At 68.8% G+C, this 17,731-nt stretch carries 12 protein-coding genes; 6 read left to right on the top strand and 6 right to left on the bottom strand.

Annotated features, from left to right (window positions below):
* The first annotated feature begins 7 nt into the window (after positions 1–7).
* The 3 genes from MYSTI_RS19455 (at position 8) to MYSTI_RS19445 (ending at position 3,357) form a co-directional block, all read left to right on the top strand.
* Positions 8–496, top strand: a complete 489-nt coding sequence (locus MYSTI_RS19455; RefSeq protein WP_015349497.1) for an NfeD family protein — start codon at positions 8–10, stop codon at positions 494–496.
* A complete protein-coding gene (locus tag MYSTI_RS19450; RefSeq protein ID WP_015349496.1) occupies positions 493–1,605 on the top strand; it encodes an SPFH domain-containing protein in 1,113 nt (370 codons plus the stop codon). Before MYSTI_RS19455 ends, MYSTI_RS19450 begins: the two co-directional genes overlap by 4 nt.
* Before the next feature lie 249 nt (positions 1,606–1,854).
* Positions 1,855–3,357, top strand: a complete 1,503-nt coding sequence (locus MYSTI_RS19445; RefSeq protein ID WP_015349495.1) for an ATP-binding cassette domain-containing protein — start codon at positions 1,855–1,857, stop codon at positions 3,355–3,357.
* On the opposite strand, the gene MYSTI_RS19440 is transcribed toward MYSTI_RS19445, so the two are convergent.
* Positions 3,333–4,346, bottom strand: a complete 1,014-nt coding sequence (locus MYSTI_RS19440) for an NAD-dependent epimerase/dehydratase family protein (RefSeq protein ID WP_015349494.1) — start codon at positions 4,344–4,346, stop codon at positions 3,333–3,335. The genes MYSTI_RS19445 and MYSTI_RS19440 overlap by 25 nt on opposite strands.
* Before the next feature lie 131 nt (positions 4,347–4,477).
* Between MYSTI_RS19440 and MYSTI_RS19435 the strand changes: the two genes are divergently transcribed.
* A complete protein-coding gene (locus MYSTI_RS19435; RefSeq protein WP_015349493.1) occupies positions 4,478–5,011 on the top strand; it encodes an FHA domain-containing protein in 534 nt (177 codons plus the stop codon).
* Positions 5,012–5,017: 6 nt separating this feature from the next.
* Here the strand turns inward: MYSTI_RS19435 and MYSTI_RS19430 are convergent, their stop codons facing one another.
* The 4 genes from MYSTI_RS19430 to MYSTI_RS19410 all read right to left on the bottom strand — a co-directional run bounded on the left by MYSTI_RS19430 (position 5,018) and on the right by MYSTI_RS19410 (position 10,247).
* Positions 5,018–5,542: a hypothetical protein gene (locus MYSTI_RS19430; protein WP_015349492.1), complete on the bottom strand. Its 525-nt coding sequence runs from the start codon at positions 5,540–5,542 to the stop codon at positions 5,018–5,020.
* Positions 5,543–6,462: 920 nt separating this feature from the next.
* The gene (locus MYSTI_RS19420; RefSeq protein WP_015349490.1) at positions 6,463–7,971 is read right to left on the bottom strand and encodes a Y-family DNA polymerase; all 1,509 of its coding nucleotides are present in this window, start codon (positions 7,969–7,971) and stop codon (positions 6,463–6,465) included.
* A 9-nt stretch (positions 7,972–7,980) separates the two neighbouring features.
* Positions 7,981–8,850 carry an ImuA family protein gene (locus MYSTI_RS19415; protein ID WP_015349489.1) on the bottom strand — a complete coding sequence of 290 codons (870 nt, stop codon included), beginning with the start codon at positions 8,848–8,850 and terminating at the stop codon, positions 7,981–7,983.
* A 182-nt stretch (positions 8,851–9,032) separates the two neighbouring features.
* Positions 9,033–10,247 (bottom strand): vWA domain-containing protein, encoded by a 1,215-nt coding sequence (locus MYSTI_RS19410; RefSeq protein ID WP_015349488.1) that lies wholly within the window; start codon positions 10,245–10,247, stop codon positions 9,033–9,035.
* A 258-nt stretch (positions 10,248–10,505) separates the two neighbouring features.
* Here MYSTI_RS19410 and lon point away from each other — a divergent pair, with 258 nt between their 5' ends.
* A complete protein-coding gene (lon, locus tag MYSTI_RS19405; protein ID WP_015349487.1) occupies positions 10,506–12,995 on the top strand; it encodes an endopeptidase La in 2,490 nt (829 codons plus the stop codon).
* Positions 12,996–13,085: 90 nt separating this feature from the next.
* On the opposite strand, the gene MYSTI_RS19400 is transcribed toward lon, so the two are convergent.
* Positions 13,086–16,655 carry a DEAD/DEAH box helicase gene (locus MYSTI_RS19400; RefSeq protein WP_015349486.1) on the bottom strand — a complete coding sequence of 1,190 codons (3,570 nt, stop codon included), beginning with the start codon at positions 16,653–16,655 and terminating at the stop codon, positions 13,086–13,088.
* 124 nt (positions 16,656–16,779) lie between these two features.
* Here MYSTI_RS19400 and MYSTI_RS19395 point away from each other — a divergent pair, with 124 nt between their 5' ends.
* Positions 16,780–17,730, top strand: a complete 951-nt coding sequence (locus tag MYSTI_RS19395; RefSeq protein WP_015349485.1) for an N-acetylmuramoyl-L-alanine amidase family protein — start codon at positions 16,780–16,782, stop codon at positions 17,728–17,730.
* Position 17,731 lies beyond the last annotated feature (1 nt).

The raw sequence follows: 17,731 nt of genomic DNA, 5'->3' as shown, positions 1-17,731 counted from the left end.
GACCTTCATGGACCTGACTCCCACCGCCTGGCAGCTCTGGCTCGTCGCGGCGCTCCTCTGTGGCGCGTTGGAAATCAAGCTGTCCGGCTTCGTCACGCTCTGGTTCGCGGTGGGGGCGCTCGTCTCCGCCCTCGTCGCGGCCATGGGGCTGGGCATCAACTTCCAGCTCCTCCTCTTCGCCCTGGTCTCCGCGGGCCTGTTCGCGGCGTCGCGCACCCTCTTCAAAAGCGTTTTCATGCGGACCGCTTCGCATTTGAAGACGGGGGTCGAGGCCATGATGGGGCAGGAGGCGGTGGTGATGGAGGCCATCGACGAGAAGAACGGGGGCACCGTGCGCATCAACGGGGAGCTGTGGATTGCCCGCACGCTGTCGGGCGCCATTCCCGAGGGCGAGCGTGTCACCGTGGAGCAAGTGGAAGGGCTCAAGCTTTGGGTGCGCCGCCCGTCGGCGACACAGTCCGTTCCCCAGCGGGAACAGAAGGAGAATGCTCGATGAGCTTTCTGACCGTTCTATTCATCATCGCCGTGGTGGTGGTCGGCTTCGCCGTCGTCACCGGCATTCGCATCGTTCCCCAGGCCAAGGTCATGGTGGTGGAGCGACTGGGCAAGTTCCACAGCATCGCGACCAGCGGGCTCAACATCCTCATCCCGTTCCTCGACAGCCCCCGCCCCATCGAGATGCGCACGGGAAACCGCTACATGCGCAGCGCCATGGTGGACCTGCGTGAGCAGGTCATGGGCTTCGAGACGGTGCAGGTCATCACCCACGACAACGTCAACATGGAGGTCGGCTCGGTCATCTACTACCAGATCGTCGACCCCGCGAAGGCGCTGTACCAGGTGGAGAACCTGGCGCTGGCCATCGAGCAGCTCACCATGACGAACCTGCGCAACATCATGGGCGGGCTGACGCTGGACCAGACGCTGACCAGCCGCGAGACGGTGAACGGCAAGCTGCGCATGGTGCTGGATGACGCCACGGAGAAGTGGGGCGTGAAGGTGACGCGCGTGGAGCTGCGCGAGATCGAGCCGCCCCAGGCCATCAAGTCCGCCATGGCCAAGCAGATGACCGCCGAGCGCGAGCGTCGCGCCGAGGTGACCAAGGCCGAGGGCGACAAGGCCGCCGCCATCCTCCAGGCCGAGGGCGAGAAGATCTCCCGCATCCTGCGCGCCGAGGCCGAGCGCGACGCGGAGATTGCCCGCGCCGAGGGCCGCAAGCGCGCCACCATGCTGGAGGCCGAGGGCAAGGCCGAGGCGACCCGCCTCACCTTCGACGCCATCAACCATGGCGGCGCCACGCACGAGGTGCTCGCGCTGCGCTACATGGAGACGCTCCAGGAGATGAGCAAGGGGGACAACAAGATGATCATCCCCTACGAGGCCACCGCCACCCTGGGCGCCATCTCCGCGCTCAAGGACATCTTCAAGGACGATGCGCCCAAGCGCCCCACGGCCCCGCCCCAGGCGACTCGCCAGTCTCCCACCGCCGCGTCCTTGAGCGCGCAGGGCCTGACGCGCAGCCCCGCGGCCGAGCACGCGACGCTCACGGGAACGCCCGCGGTGCCCGCGCGGCGTCCTCGCCCGCCCTCCGAGCAGGACGAGTAGCGGTCGCTGTCAGGAAGGCTCCAGGCTCGCCGTCCGCACCGGCCGGCGAGCAGGCCGGGGTTGCAATCCACCCCGGCCCGCGTCATAGATTCTGGCCGCACGTATCCACCGGAGGGCCTGACACCCCCTCCCTTCGCGAGGTCGACGCACCCTTGAAGCTGAGCCGCTGAGTCCCAGGCCTTTTTGCCTCGCCCGCGCAGAGCCGCCCTTTGGAGCTGGCTTGCGCCCTGGATTCAGGAGCTCGCTTCTATGTCTTCCCTTCGCGCGCACAGCGTGTCGTTCGCTTATTCCGACGCAGTCACTGTCCTCTCCGATATCGAGTTCCACCTGGCCGCGGGCTGGACGGGTCTTGTCGGCGCCAATGGCGCGGGCAAGTCCACCCTGCTGCGGATGCTGTCGGGGGAGCTGACGCCCACCGAGGGGCACTTCCAGTTCGACCCGCCCTCCCCCGTCCTGCGGCTCTGTCGGCAGGAGGTGGAGGCGCTCACGCCGGACATCTCCGAGTTCGCCGAGTCCTGGGATGGACTGGCGCGCAGGCTCCATGGGCAGTTGGGGCTGGACGTGTCCGCGCTGGAGCGGTGGTCCACGCTGTCTCCGGGTGAGCGCAAGCGGTGGCAGGTGGGCGCGGCGCTGGCGGCCGAGCCCGATGTGCTGCTGCTCGATGAGCCCACCAACCATCTGGATGCGGAGGCTCGGACGTGGCTCGTCTCCGCGCTGCGACGGTTCCGCGGGGTGGGCGTCGTGGTGTCGCACGACCGGCCGCTCCTGGAGACGCTCACCTCCGCCACGCTGCGCGTGCATGGTGGTGATGCGCGGCTGTGGCCGGGGGCCTACTCCGCGGCGAAGCAGCACTGGGAGGCGGAGCGCGAGGCGGAGGTGGATGCATATCAGCAGCGGCGCGCGGACCAGCGGCGCGCGGCGCGGATGCTGGACCAGGCGCGGCGGGAGCAGCAGGGCGCGGATGCCTCGCGCAGCACGAGCAAGCGGCTGAAGAACAAGTACGACAACGATGCGCGGTCCATGGGGGCGAAGGTCACCGTGGGCTGGGCGGAGGCGCATGCGGGACGCCGGGTGGGAATCCTCCGACGCGAGCTGGAGAGTGCCTCGGAGGCCGTGGGTGAGTTCGCCGCGGACAAGACGCTGGGGCGCTCTGTCTTCGTCGACTACGCGCGCTCGCCCAACCCGTGGATCTTCACGCTGGACACCCCGGAGGTTCGTGCCGGGGACGTCACGTTGTTGGGGCCGGTGAATCTGTCGGTGGGGCGCGAGGCGCGCGTGCGCATCGAGGGCCCCAACGGCGCGGGCAAGAGCACCCTGGTGCGGGCGCTGCTGGAGAGTGCTCGGGTGCCTCGGGAGCGGGTGCTGTATCTGCCTCAGGACGTGGGGGCCGAGGAGGCTCGGGCCACGCTGGAGGCGGTGCGCTCGCTGCCGCCCGAGGAGAAGGGGCGCGTCCTGTCGCTCGTCGCGGCGCTGGGGGTGGACCCGGAGCGGCTGCTGGGCTCGGAGCAGCCTTCTCCCGGGGAGATTCGCAAGCTGCTCATCGCGCGGGGGCTCGGGCAGCATGCCTGGGCGCTGGTGCTCGATGAGCCCACCAACCACCTGGACCTGCCCTCCATCGAGCGACTGGAGGCGGCCCTTCGCGAGTACCCCGGAGCGCTGCTCCTGGTGACGCATGACTCCGAGTTCGCTCGCGCCTGCACCACCGAGTGCTGGCGCGTGGAGCACGGTCAGGTGACGGTATCGACCTCGTGAGGCTCGGCGGGAGGTGGCCTGCTGGAGTGCTCGCGCTCCCAGGCCACGAGCCCGGCGAGGCCTTCGTCCACGGACACGCGTGGACGGAAGCCTGTCTCGCGCTCCAGCGCGGTGGAGTCGGACCAGGTGGCGTCCATCTCGCCGGGCTGGGCGGGCCTTGGGTTCAGCAGGGCCTGGGTTCCCGTGTGTCGCTCCAGCACGGCGACGAAGTCGCGGAGGGAGACGGGCTCGCCTCGACCGACGTTGAGCAGGCGATACGGTGGCGTCCCGGTGGGAGGTCTATCCAACACACGCACCACCGCTTCCGCGACATCGTCCACATGGGTGAAGTCGCGGCGCATCCGTCCTTCGCCATACAGGTCGATGGGGAGGCCCTCGCGCAGGGCTCGGAGGAAGCGCAGCGGCGCCATGTCCGGGCGGCCCCAGGGGCCGTACACGGTGAAGAAGCGCAGGCCACTCGTGGGGAGCCCGTAGAGGTGGCTGTACGTGTGAGCGAGCAACTCTCCCGCGCGCTTGGTCGCTGAATAGACATTGAGCGGATGGTCGGCGGCGGCGGTCTCCGCGAAGGGCGGCGGCGTGCCCGCGCCATACACGGAGCTGGAGGAGGCATAGACGACGTGGGCTACTCGCGCCGCGCGTGCTTGTTCCAACACCTGGAGGAACCCCGTCACGTTCGCGTCGAGGTAGGACTGGGCGGAGGCTCCCGCGGACCTCACGCCCACACGTGCCGCGAGGTGGATGACACTCTCGGGCTGCTCGTGCCGGAAGAGCGCCGCGAGCGAGGCTGTGTCGGTGATGTCGGCGCGGTGACAGGTGAAGCGCTCCGCGCCGGGGACGGACTGGAGGTGTGTCAGTCGCGCCTGTTTGAGCGCCACGTCTCCGGAGGACTCCAGGTTGTCTACTCCGATGACGGTGTCACCTCGGGCCAGCAGTCGGGTGATGACGTGGTGGGCGATGAAGCCCGCTGCTCCGGTGACGAGGACGCGCATGAAGTTCCAGGCTCCCATGCCCTTCCGTCGGATGTCATGTCCAGCAGACACCGGAGCCCCTCCCTGTACGTCCAGGCGGGCGGTCCATCCGACGCTTCCCGTGGCCGCTGCTTGGACGTAGGGTGGACGGTATGGTGTCCGTGAATCAGCTCCGACCCTTCGCTCAGGCTTCGCTCGAAGCCTTCCGTGCAGCCTCCGGCCCCGTGGCGCTCATCCAGCAGCCCGTGGATCCGGTCTTCCGGAACATCGCCCAGCAGCTGACAGGGGCTCGGACGGTGGGCATGGCGCACCGCTCGCGCATGACGGAGCGGCTGCTCGCGATGCTTCGCGACTTCGACAACCTGGAGGTCCACTTCCTGAACCCCAAGGTGGATGGCGAGGAGCTCACCGTGGGTCGCTCGGAGTGTGACCTGGTGGTGCCGGACCCGTCCGTCTCGCAACATCACGCCACGCTGCGGTGGAACGCGGCGACGGGGGGCTTCCTGGTGCGCGATGCGCAGTCGATGAACGGCACGTGGATCAACGGCGCGCCGCTGGGCTTTCGGGCGCAGGTGACGCTCAACGACGGGGACACGCTGGCCTTCGGCGACGCGCAGTTCCTGTACCTGCGCGCGGAGACGGTGCACGAGCACTTGCGGCTCGCGAGCCCGCAGGAGAAGCCCTGACGGGGCTCAGGGAATCTCGTTCACGGCCTGGATGATGGCCTTGCGCAGATAGGAGCTGTGGTCCGTCTGCGACTGATACATGCCGATGGTGGTGGCCGTGCGGCTCTCCTTGTGCCAGAGGAGCTGGCCCGAAGGGGAGACGAGCCCTGACTCGAGGATGACGTCGGCCCGACCGAGGGCCTGGATGACCGTGACGTCGACCCAGTTCAGCACGACGACCACGGCGGCCTCGGCGCCATTCTCGCGGATGAGGGATACGACCTCTTGTGTGGCGGGCGCGGGGGCGTCTGAGATGCGCACACCGACGACGTCGAAGCCACGCTCTCGCAGCACGGCCTGGGTCTGCCCGGAGAGGACCGTGCGCGGGTTGCCCTCCCCCATCAGGTCCTCGCGGTAGCTGTTCGTGGGCAGTGCGTCCACCCGTGAGCCCACCACCACGACGACCTTGCGGATGGCGCCCGGAGGACGGACCTGCGGCGCGGCGCATGCGGTGAGCAGCAGGGACAGCAGGAGAAAGAGGCGGACGCGCATGTCGAGGCCCTGAGGGTGGGTGGTGCCTCCTCCATAACCACGGAGGGGCGGGCCGGGCAACAAGGGGGCGGCTGAGAACCCGCCCCCTACCCTCGCCGAAAACACAAGCCGTGTTCACTCATATTTAAGCAAGAACGCGAAGATACTGCGCAATGCCACCTCAGGCGACTTCCGTCTCGGACTCAAACGCGGACCCGTCCAGCCATACCATGTGGGGTAGCACAAACATCAAGCCCTGGGCAAAATGACCACCGCCGGCTGCACACCGCCCCTTGTCCGAAGCGCCATCGTAAAACATCACGCAACACTTATTACAGAAGCGCCAACCATCCTGCGCGGTACTCGACGGCGGTACGCTATGTGGGAGGACGAATACGAATCCCTGAGCAGCATGGCCGCCCCCCATTTGACACCGGCCTTTTTCAGCGTAACCATCATAAAACATTGCACAACACTTACCACAGAAGCGCCAAGAACCCTGCGCAGTCCCCGATGGCGGCACGTCATACGGGAGATGGAAATAGAACCCAAACGCATCATGGCCTTCGCCTACCGGGCACCGCCCTTTGTATGAATAGCCATCAAAGAACATCGTCCTGCACTTGCCACAATAGCGCCACGCAAACTGACTTGGCATCACATCACCCTCGTGCGGATCGAATTCACTGTCAGGATTCAATTCCTGCCAAAGAGAACTCGGCCAAGAACGAACACTCCAGCGGCCGAGTCCTGGACCCGCACGACACAATTCTGCGCCCGCCCCCAAAGACGATGTTGCACATTGGGGACCCTTCATACCGGAGGGCAGACTTCAGCAGCAAACCTGACAGCCTTGCCGCTGAATTCCCAACACCCAACTCTCATCACAGGGAATCAACAGACACTCAAACGACATCCACTTCCGAAACCCCAGCCACACCTCAGTCAAACAAGCCCTGCAAATAGAAGCTGCCGTCGCGCATGTCCCGAAATACCCAGGCGGGTCCCAGCCCCTCGAAGTGCACCCGGTAGTAGTCACGCTGAAAGGGAGACTCGGACCACCACTCACCGCCCAACCTCTCGGGGCCGGTCACCGCTGTCACCCGGTGGCGCTTGCCCCCCACCCTCGCCGCCAGCAGTCGGCCCGCCTCACCCACCTCCGCGTCCAGCCGCGCAGGCTCCGCCAGCACCCGCGAGGGCCTCTCTCGAAGCCCACCCATCCCAGCAGGGCCCCGCTCCTCGCGAAGGTCCTCCACCCAGCCCTTCTTCTTCTCCTCGGGAGGCCGGAAGACCTTGGCCCCATGAGCGCCTTCGGGCCGGTGCACGGACTCCAGCCCCGCGGAGCAGAGCGACTCCTCCCCCAACGTCGTCGCCAGGCGCGACAACACCACCTCCAGCGCCGCATCCCCCTCCGGAGCATCCCCCAGCGAGAGTTGCTGCCCCCGCTCCTCGGAGTGCTCATCCACCCGGGCGGACACCTCCGCCACCGGGTTCTGCAGCCGCAGTTCCTCCAACCGATGCCGCGCCAGGTCCAGCAACAGCTTCGCCGCCGCCGTGGGCCGAGCCAGGGCCAAGGTCACCTGCTGCTGTCCCGTGGGGTCCAGCTTCAACGTGAAGGTGATGCGCACCGCCGCCTGTCCCCGCCCCGCGAGCCGCGCCCCCAGTCTGTCCAACAAGGTCTTCAGCGCGAAACGCAGTGGCTCGAAGGACTCCGCCGGCCAGTCCAATACCCGACGCTCCTCCAGCACTTCCTCCAGCACCTCGGCCACGAAGGGCGTGTCATCCACCCCACCGCAGCGCGCATGCACCCGCGCCCCCTGCGCCCCACCGCGCGCCACCACCGCCCCCACGGGCAACGCCGCCACCTCCCCCAGCGTGGTGAGCCCCAGCGCGGAGAAGGCCGCCCCCTCCCGCCCCTCCAACGCGGCCAGCGGCAGCGGCGCCAACACCCGAGCCGACTCCCCCGGCGCCACCACCTCCACCCGCCGAGCCCCATGCCGAGCCAGCGCCCGCGAGGTGAACGCCTCCGAAGCCACCGCCACATGCGCCCGATAGCCCTGCTCCGCGCACAACTCCAACGCCCGTGAGCACAGCCCCTCCTCGCCCCCGGACAGGTGCGCCGCGCCCGCGTCCAGCCACAGCCCATCCGGCGAGGAGAGCTGAAACGCCGGTCCCAGGCACAACAGCGCCTCCCCCAAGGCCACCAGCGCCCGAGCCTCGTCCTCCTCTCGATAGGTAAAATGACGAAGCCCCGGCTCCAACGCGGTGGCCGCCGTGAGTGTCGCCCCGGGCCGGACTCCCGCCTTCAGCGCGGACGTCGAAGCCGCGACCACTCGCCGCTGTCCTCGCGACTCCTCCACCAGCACGAAGGGACGCCCGGCCAGCTCCGGATACTCGATGACCTTGCGCTGCACCGGAAAGCGCGTGAAGTGCAGATAGGCCCTGCGCATGGAGCGCCCTCAGTACGCCGCGGCGGCCACACCCAGCCCCGCTCGCAGCGATGGCATCGCCCCGTCCCGACCGGGCCGCTGTCCCTGGATGCCACAGCCATTGCGAGCCACCCACGTCCCTTCCCGCAGGAAGTCCGGCGTCGCATCCGCATCCAGCGGCGCCACATCCAACATCCGCCCACCGTCCTCCAGCCCCAGCTCCGGATACAGCGCGCTCCACGGCAGCACCGCCCGAGCCCCCATGCCTCCTCCCCGGCTGCGCACCACCTCCACGGACCAGCCCTCCGCCCCCTCCGACTCCGTCCGAAGGCGCGTCACGCCATCCGCGGGTGCGTCCGGAGAGGTCAGCAGCACCAACAGCCCACCGCCCCGCTCCGCCGCGTCCGCCAGCTTGCGAGCCTCGGCCAGTCCAACCCTGGGCGCCCTGCCGACCGCGCCTACCCCCCGCGTCAGGTCCAACACCACACACGCGAAGGCCCCGCTGCGCGCCAGCTGCACCGCCGCCCAGACCCGCTGCTCCATCGCCTTGGGTCGGACAATCAGCAGCCGCTCCAGGTCCACGCCCTGCGCGGCAGCCGCGGGCGGATAGAGCTCACGCGGCCCATCCACCCACGCGCACAGCCGAGCCTCCCGATGCGCCGCCGCCACCGCGCTCAGCGCCAGGCTGGTCCGTCCGGAGGCCGCCTCACCGCACAGCTCCACCGCCTGCCCCAGCGGGAAGCCACCCGAGGGCAGGAGCGCATCCACCGCCTCCATCCCCGTGCGAAGGACCGCCAGGTAACGCCGAGGAGCCGCCTGCAACTGGCGGATGCGCTCGCGAAGCTGCTCCACCACCGAGCCGCCCGCCGCGCCCACTCGCTGCTCCAACGCCGCGCTCATCTCGCCTCCTCGCCGGGACCCGGCACACCGAACGTCCGCCTGGACGGCAGTTCAGTATGCTCACGGGTCTGACGTGCGCCCGCACAGGACGCGCGGCGATGGATGCGACGACACGACGTGACAGCTCGGTTTCCAACCCGCGACCCCAGGGATTCCGCGCCCCTGGGCCCTCGGTGGATCCGCTACCCTGCGCAGATCACCTTCACTTCCACCTTCGTGTCATCCGCCCGGCGCAGGCAGTCGCCGCCGAAGTAGATCCGCGCGGAGCGGCCCTCGCCAGACGGCTCGTAGCTCAGGTCTCCCGCCGCCACCGAGCACCGCTCCACTTCGCCACTCGCCCGCGTCAGCTCCACCTGCGCGAGGCGTGGATCCGGCAGGTTCACCACGTCCACGCTCTGTGACACCGCGGCCAATTCGGCGATGTGCAGCAGCGTGTCCCGGTAGCTCTCCCGGCAGATGGAGTCGAGGTTCTCGAAGTGCGAGTCGAACTTCTCCGCCATCGCCCGGTGCCGATACCCCGGCCCGTACGACGTGGGGCAGTCCGCGTTGCGCACGAAGGTCCCCTGGGGCGTCCTGTCCTGGATCAGCTCCGCCCGCTTGTCGCTCAACGCCACCGGCCCCACCGTGGCCCAGAGCACTTCCCGGCGCGCCCCCTTCGAGTCACGCAGGCCGCGGAAGAACTCGAAGTACGAGTCCACCGACTTCAGCAGTGCTGCGTCCGCACTGCACTGGTCCACCGAGGTGTCCTGCGAGAGGATGATCGGCACCGGCCTCTCGTCGGAGCTGCAGTCCTCCTCGTCCGTCACCACCACCACGAGGAGTCGGGCGTCGTCCCGCAGGAAGCCCCCGTTGCCTCCGTCGACGGTGGATATCCCCGTCAGCGGCTCGGACAGCGCCAGCCGCGCCGCCTCGAACGGAGCCTCCTGTCCACTGCCCAGGGTCCCCTGCTTCACCAGTCGCTGGAACTGCTCCAGCAAGTTCTCGTCCGAGCTCTCCAGGTAGCGGGCCACGGTGGGCTTGCCATCCGCGTCCGGCACCGGCTGCAGGTGCCCCGCCTCTCCAGGATAGTCCTTGATGACATCCCTCCCCTGGAAGCGGATCCGCTGGTAGACCGAGGTGGTGATCACCCCGACGCGGAAGTCCTGCGTGACGCCGCCCCCTTCCCGCAGGGTCTTGATGAAGCCGGGGAGCTCCGTGGCGATGCCGGCCTGTTCCTCCGCCATGGATCCCGAGTTGTCGATGACGAAGAGGATGTCCGTCTTCTGGGGCGCCACCACCGGCGCGTCGCTCTGACACTGACCGGGCAGGGTGGAGCCCGCCTCGTCCACGGGCGACGTGCAGGACGCTACCCAGAGGGCCGGCAACAGGAGCAGGGGGGCACTGGTCTTCAGCTTCATGGCGGCCTCCATCAGAGGGCGGCGCACCGGGCGGCGCGACGCATCAGGGCTGGGGGGGCAAGCATGCCCCACCCCCGGCCAGGACGCGAGACAAGCTCTCTGCGTCCGGCATCCGACTTGGGCGTGGAAAATCGTACACGGCGTTTGCCATGGCCGTTTTGGTTGTTACGTTGGTTCATCTGCCGCAGAAAACCGACAGATGTTCACCGGCTTGGCCGCTCGTAGGGCCGAGCTTGAAGAAGGAAGAGGCCGAACTTCATGTCCGATGAGAAGAAGAAGGGCACCGCCGCGAGCGCCATGCCCACCGCGATGGCCCCTCCGGGGCTCATCAACAAGGAAGACATCCCGCAGGTGCTGCCCATCCTGCCCCTGCGGAACAGCGTCTTCTTCCCCGGCGGCGTGCTTCCCCTGGCCGTCGGCCGCCAGAAGACCATTGCCCTGATCAAGGACGCGGTCCGCGATGATCAGGTGATTGGCGTCGTCACCCAGCGCCGCGCCGAGGAAGAAGATCCGGGCGCCGCCGACCTCTACACCATGGGCACCGTCGCCCGTATCGTGAAGCTCCTGAAGATGGGCGAGGACAACTACTCGCTCGTGGTGCAGGGGCTCGCCCGCTTCCGCGTGGTGGAGCTGGTGCAGGAGGCCCCCTACCTCAAGGCCCGCGTCGACGCGGTGGAGGACAAGACCTCCGCGGAGAACGTCGAGGTGGAGGCCCTGGGCATCAACCTCAAGAAGCTGGCGCGCGAGGTCATCGAGCTGATGCCCGAGCTGCCCGCCGCCGCCACCGAGCTGGTGGAGAGCATCACCCACCCCGGCCACCTGGCGGACCTGATCGCCGCCAACGTCGACGTGCCCATCGAGGAGAAGCAGGCCGTCCTGGAGACGGTGGACCTCAAGGCGCGGATGAAGCTGGTGCTGGAGCTGCTCAACCGCAAGCGGGAGATCCTCAAGCTCTCCAACAAGATCGACTCCGCCGTGAAGGGCGAGATGTCGAAGACGCAGCGTGAGTACTACCTGCGCCAGCAGCTCAAGGCCATCAAGGAGGAGCTGGGGGAGATGGGCGAGGAGGAGGAGGAGCTCGACGAGCTCCAGGAGCGCCTGAAGAAGGCCGCCCTGCCTCCCGAGGTGGAGAAGGTCGCGAACAAGGAGCTCAACCGCCTGAAGACGATTCCGGCGGCCTCCAGCGAGTACACCGTCGCGCGCACCTACCTGGATTGGATTGCGGACCTGCCGTGGTCGAAGCTGTCCGAGGACAACCTCGACATCGAGAACGCGCGGCAGCAGCTGGACAAGGACCACTTCGGCATCAAGAAGGTCAAGAAGCGCATCCTGGAGTACCTGGCGGTGCGCAAGCTGAAGAACGACATGCGCGGGCCCATCCTGTGCCTCGTCGGTCCTCCGGGCGTCGGCAAGACGTCGCTGGGTCAGAGCGTGGCGAAGGCCACGGGCCGCAAGTTCGTGCGCCTGTCGCTGGGCGGCGTGCGTGACGAGGCGGAGATCCGCGGCCACCGGCGCACCTACGTCGGCGCGCTGCCGGGCCGCTTCATCCAGAGCATGAAGAAGGCCGGGACGAAGAACCCGGTGATGATGCTGGATGAAATCGACAAGCTGGGCGCCGACTTCCGTGGCGACCCGAGCGCGGCGCTGCTCGAGGTGTTGGACCCCGAGCAGAACAACACGTTCAGCGACCACTACCTCGACGTGCCGTTCGACCTGTCGAAGGTGATGTTCATCGCCACGGCGAACCAGCTCGACCCCATCCCCGGTCCGCTTCGCGACCGCATGGAGATCATCGAGCTGTCCGGCTACACGTTCGAGGAGAAGCAGAGCATCGCGCGCATCCACCTGGTGCCCAAGCAGCTCAAGGAGCACGGGCTCAACGGGGACCACATCGAGATCAACGATGAGGCGCTCCTGACGCTCACCACCTCGTACACGCGCGAGGCCGGTGTGCGTAACCTGGAGCGGCGCATCGCGGACATCTGCCGCGCGGTCGCGGTGGAAGTGGCGGGCGGGAAGCTGGAGAAGCAGACCATCAACGCCGAGCGGGTGAAGGAGATCCTCGGGCCCGAGATGTTCTACTCGGAGGTCGCCGAGCGCACGGAGGTTCCGGGCGTGGCGACGGGCCTGGCCTGGACGGCGGCGGGTGGCGACCTGCTCTTCATCGAGGCGACCAAGATGGCGGGCAAGGGCGGCATGACGCTCACCGGCCAGTTGGGCGACGTGATGAAGGAGAGCGCGACGGCGGCGCTGAGCTACCTGCGCAGCAAGTCCGAGTCGTTGGGCATCAGCCCCAACTTCCTGGAGAAGACGGACCTGCACCTGCACTTCCCGGCGGGCTCCATCCCCAAGGATGGTCCTTCCGCGGGTGTCACCATCCTGACCGCGCTCACCAGCCTGCTGACGGGCATCCGGGTGCGGCACGACACGGCGATGACGGGCGAGGCCACGCTGCGGGGCCTGGTGCTGCCGGTGGGCGGCATCAAGGAGAAGGTGCTGGCGGCGCACCGGGCGGGCATCAAGCGGGTCATCCTGCCCGAGCGGTGCCGCAAGGACCTGGTGGACGTGCCGGACCAGGCGAAGAAGGAGCTGGAGTTCATCTTCGTCAGCCAGATGGACGAGGTCCTGAAGGCCGCGCTGGAGACGTCGCCGTTCAAGTCGTCGGCGGGGACTCCGGGGGGCGAGCCTGGCAAGGAGGCGCCGCCTCCGACGTCCGAGGCCGCCGGGGCGCCCGAGGTCCGCGCCTGAGCGCACGGCCCTGAAGCCGACTGAGCTGTGACACGGGCAGGTTCCTCACATGAGGGACCTGCCCGTTGTCTTTGCGGGCGGCCCTCCCCGTCAGTGGCGCGTCTGGGGAGGCTCTTCCTCGTCGGGGCGCGAGAGCCGCTGGGAGAGCAGGCCGAGCATCTCCTGGGTGGAGAGCCGGCCCGCGCCGTCCTTGCCCTCGAGCACGTCCGCGACGAGGGCCCGCTTGTGCTCGTGCAGGGAGAGCATCTGCTCCTCGATGGTGCCTCGCGCGACGAGTCGGTACACGGTGACGGGGCGGTCCTGACCGATGCGGTGCGCCCGGTCCGACGCCTGATCCTCCACCGCCGGGTTCCACCAAGGGTCCAGGTGGATGACGCTGTTCGCGGCCGTGAGGTTGAGGCCGAAGCCGCCCGCCTTCAGCGAGATGAGGAACAGCGGCGCGGTGCCCTCCTGGAAGGCGCGCACGGACTGCTCGCGGGCCTTGGGCGTCGACTGGCCATCCAGGTACTCGTACCGGATGCCGCGTGCGTCCAGGACCTCTCGCACCAGGGCCAGGTGCGAGGTGAACTGGCTGAAGACGAGCGCGCGGTGGCCCTCCGCGCGCAGCTCCTCCACGAGCTCCAGGAAGCGCTCCAGCTTGGAGGACTCCACGCGCGACGTGGCGTCGTACAGCCTCGGGTGCGAGGCCAGCAGGCGCAGGCGGGTGAGCGCGGCGAGGACCTCGAAGCGCTGCTCGTGTTCGCGAGCACGGCGCTCCTGCTTGACCTCCGGCCTCGACTCCAGCGCGGAGAGCGCGGCGAGCCGGGCGTCCTCGTACATCGTCCACTCCGCGGTGGAGAGGACCACGGGCACGCGCACGTCGGTGCGCGGCGGGAGCTGCGCCTCGACCTGAGCCTTGGTGCGACGCAACAGGAAGGGCTCCAGCACGCGGGCCAGCGCGGGCGCGGCCGTGGGGTCCACTCGCCGCTCGATGGGAATCGCGAAGCGCGTGCGGAAGGCATCGTGGCTGCCAAGCAGCCCCGGGAAGACGAGGGCGAAGACGCTCCACAGTTCGCCCAGGTGGTTCTCCAGCGGCGTGCCCGAGAGGGCGAACTTGAAGTCTCCCTGGAGTGCCCGTGCCGCGCGGAAGCGGTGCGTGCCCGCGTTCTTCAGCGCCTGGGCCTCGTCGAAGACGATGGTGGCGAAGCGCAGCTCGGACAGCCGGCCGATGTCCCGCGTCAGCAGGCCGTAGCTGAGCACCAGCACGTCGCGAGGCCCCAGCCGCTCGAGCAGGCCGCCTCGGTCCGCGGCCTCGGAGAAGAGGCGCATGCGCAGCGAAGGGGCGAAGCGCTTGGCTTCGTCCATCCAGTTGAAGGCCACGGAGGTCGGCGCGAGGACCAGCGCGGGCCCCAGCTTCGAGCGCTCCAGCAGGACGGTCAGCGCCTGCACCGTCTTGCCCAGGCCCATGTCATCCGCGAGCACCCCACCCGCTCCCCATGAGGCCAGCCGGGTGAGCCAGCGGAAGCCGTCCGCCTGATAGTCGCGCAGCTCCGTCTTCAGGGTGGCGGGCACCTTCGGCTTGAGCTCCTTCGCCGCGAAGATGCGCTCGACCAGGCGCTTCCACGTCTCGTCCGCATCCAGCGTCGCGCCCGCGGTCCCCAGGGCGGAGAGGGACTCGGCCGCCGCGGGGCTCACCTCCAGGCCGTGGCGCGACAGGTGGGCATGGTCCGCGAGCCGCTCCAGGTGGTGGCGGAGCGCCTCCTCGACCTCCACGTAGGTCTGATCCTTCACCTGGATGAAGCGCTCCTTGCGCCGAGCGGCATCCAGGAGCCGCCCCAATTCCACGCGCTCTCCTTGGACGGCCAGCCCTCCCAGCACACCGAACCAGTCCCGCTTGCGCTCGACGGTGATTCGCAGCGCGCTGGCGCCTCGCGAGCCGGCGAGCTTCAGCGGCGAGCCCACCCACTCCAGCTCTGGAGGCGACTCCAGCTCCTGACAGGCCGACAGCAGCGCGAGCGCCCCCTGCACGCCCTCGAAGGAGAAGGTGAAGGGAATCACCTGGGCCTCTCCCTGGGCGAAGGGCAGCCGTGCTTGAAGGGACTGCGCCAGCGCGAGCTCCTTCATGAAGTCGCGCACCGTGTGGACGGGCTCCAGGTTCCGGCGCACGTAGACGTCTCGAGGCCCCTCTCCTGGGACGAAGCTGATGCTGTCCGGGAGCGCCCGCATGCGCAGCTCCACGCGCACCGCGCCGCCGGGCTCGAGCTCGAACCGAAGCACCGGGAGCTGGAGCGAGGGGACCCGCTCGCCCATCACCCCGCGAGGCAAGGCCACCGGCATGCGCACGGCCAGCTTCGACAGCTTCTCGAGCAGCACCTCATGGCTCTCGGGCGGGAAGACATTGCCGTGGCGCTGGAGCACCGTGACGAGCGCGCGGACCTCCGGGCCCACGTCGAGCACGGTGAGCCTTCTCGCACCTTCATCCCAGAGGAAGAGCGCCTCCTCCGGCTTCGACTTGCGCACGCGGTCCACCATCGTCGCGTGCAGCGTCGCGCCGTCCACGCCCGCGGTGACGATGACGGTGCCGCCCCGCTCCACCGCGACGATGCCCACCTTCGCGCGCTCCACCTGCACCAGCAGGTCCTGCGTCCCCTCCTGGTAGAGCCGGGGATGGTCCACCAGCTCGATGAGGAGCCCGCGCGAGACGGGAGCATCCCCGTCCGGCAGCAAGGACGCGAGGCGCGCATCGAGCGCGGAGAGCTGCGAGCCATGCTCCTGGAGGAGCTTGCGTCGGCTCACCTTCGCGCCCGTCGAGCGCAGCCCCTTCTTGTTGCGCTTGTGGACGTACGGGAAGACCTCCACGCCGTAGCCTTCGATGACGTCGACGCGCCAGGAGATCTCCACCCCGGCCCCGCTCCCCGTCCCGTCGTCGAGCGCACGCTCCATCGCCCGGAGCGTGCGGTCCCATCCCGGACGCACCAGCTCCTCGAGCGTCTCTCCGAACGAGGGCGTCCATGGCTGATGCAGCCACAACAGCACCGTGTCGATGGCGGCCAGGACGTGCACACAGGGCGGCGCGCCGCAGGTGCAGTCCGCCTGCACGCTGTTCGGTGTGAAGGTCAGGGTCGCTTCGGGGAGGATGAACCCCATCTGCGCGCCGTAGGGCAGCTCCGAGCAGCGCGTCTCACGGAAGCGGAAGCCGGGCAGCTCCGGGTCGTGCTGGAGGGGCTCCAGGAACAGGGCCTGGGTGGGGCGCGGTGCCACCGTGTCGGGGGCTCGGGAGCGCAGGTCCAGGAGCAGGCCGTGGACCCGATGGGTCCGAGGATCATCTGGAGGCGACAGGCGCGCGGCCAACTCCGCGCGGGTGCGCTCCGCGCCTCGGCGCTCCTCCTCCACGAAGCGCCACGCGAGCCGGGGCAACAGCTCCTTCATCTTCGGCGATGGGAGCGACTCCTGGGCCCAGCGCGTCCGCGCTTCCTCGCTCAGCATCTCCACCAACCGTCGTCGCGCCGTCGCGGGACGCGCCTGGGGCAGCAGGGCCGCGTCCACCCAGGGCACCAGCACCGTGAGGCTCAGGCGGGAGAGATGTTCGACCCCCTTCTCCCGAAGCCAGGAGCGCAGGGCCCCTTCCGTGGCGAAGTGAGGGACGGACGAGAGGTCGGGCTGCGGGCGCTCCACGGACATGACTCCGTGCTTCTTCGCAAAGCGGAAGGGAAACGCAAGGGGGACAACCTCCCCTCGCTTCCACCGCCCGTCATTCCGGGCAACACTGTGGAACGACGCTCCCTCGGTGGGTGTCGAACCGCACATGCCGGAATCCACTCGAGCTTGGGGACTGGGACTCATCATTCTGCTGGCGGCGCCAGGCTGCCTGCGCGCCTCGTCGGAGGTGGAGCATGCGCCCGCGGAGAAGTCCGTGGCGGTGGCCCAGCCCGCTCCCGCGATAGCGACTCCCGAGCCTCCTCGTGTGCCCCCCAAGTGGCCCGCCGCCGGTGCGCCATTGACCTTCGGGCAGGCGCGTTTCCCTTGGGGGTTCGCCAAGCAGCGCGTGTACCTGGACGCGGGACATGGGGCCGAGGGGAACACCGGCAACCGTTCCGTGACCTGTGAGGATGAGGAGTCCTTCACGTTGCGCGTCGCCGAAGACCTGGCTCGGCGGCTGGAGGCCACTGGACATTTTGAAGTGAGGATCAGCCGCAAAGAGGGGCAGCGGGTCGCGTATGCCGACCGGCTCACCTCGGCCGCGAAGTGGGGGGCCCATGTGCTGGTGAGCCTGCACTCGGACTCGCGAGGGACACCTCGGCTGTGGTCCCCCCGCGAGGGGCTCGAATGCAACCGCCAGGACACGACACCGGGATTCAGTGTGCTCTGGTCCGAGGAGGCGGAGCTCCCGCTCCAGGCCCAGCGCGCGGAGCTGGCGCGAGCACTGGCTCGGAACCTGTCCCGGGTGGGCTTTCCTCCCTACGACGGCGTTGACTACACGGGGCTCTATGCCGCCGACCTGGCGGAGCCCGGCGTCTTCGTCGCGCGCGAGCCCACCCATCGGCGCATCTTCGTGCTTCGCAAGCCGGCCATCCCCTCCGTCATCATCGAGACGCATCATGCGCTCGACTTCGAGGAGGCCGCGCGGTGGCGCGAGGAGCGCACCCTCGAGGCCTTTGGCGCGGCGGTGACGCAGGGGCTGGTGGAAGCCCTGGCGCCATCGCTCCTCGACACCCCTCCACGGGAAGCGGCGGTGGACTCAGCCTCCGCGCCCTGAG

Source organism: Myxococcus stipitatus DSM 14675, assembly GCF_000331735.1.
Taxonomy (GTDB): domain Bacteria; phylum Myxococcota; class Myxococcia; order Myxococcales; family Myxococcaceae; genus Myxococcus; species Myxococcus stipitatus.
The sequence above is the reverse complement of the archived record's forward strand: the minus strand, read 5'-3'. Positions and strand labels throughout refer to the sequence as shown.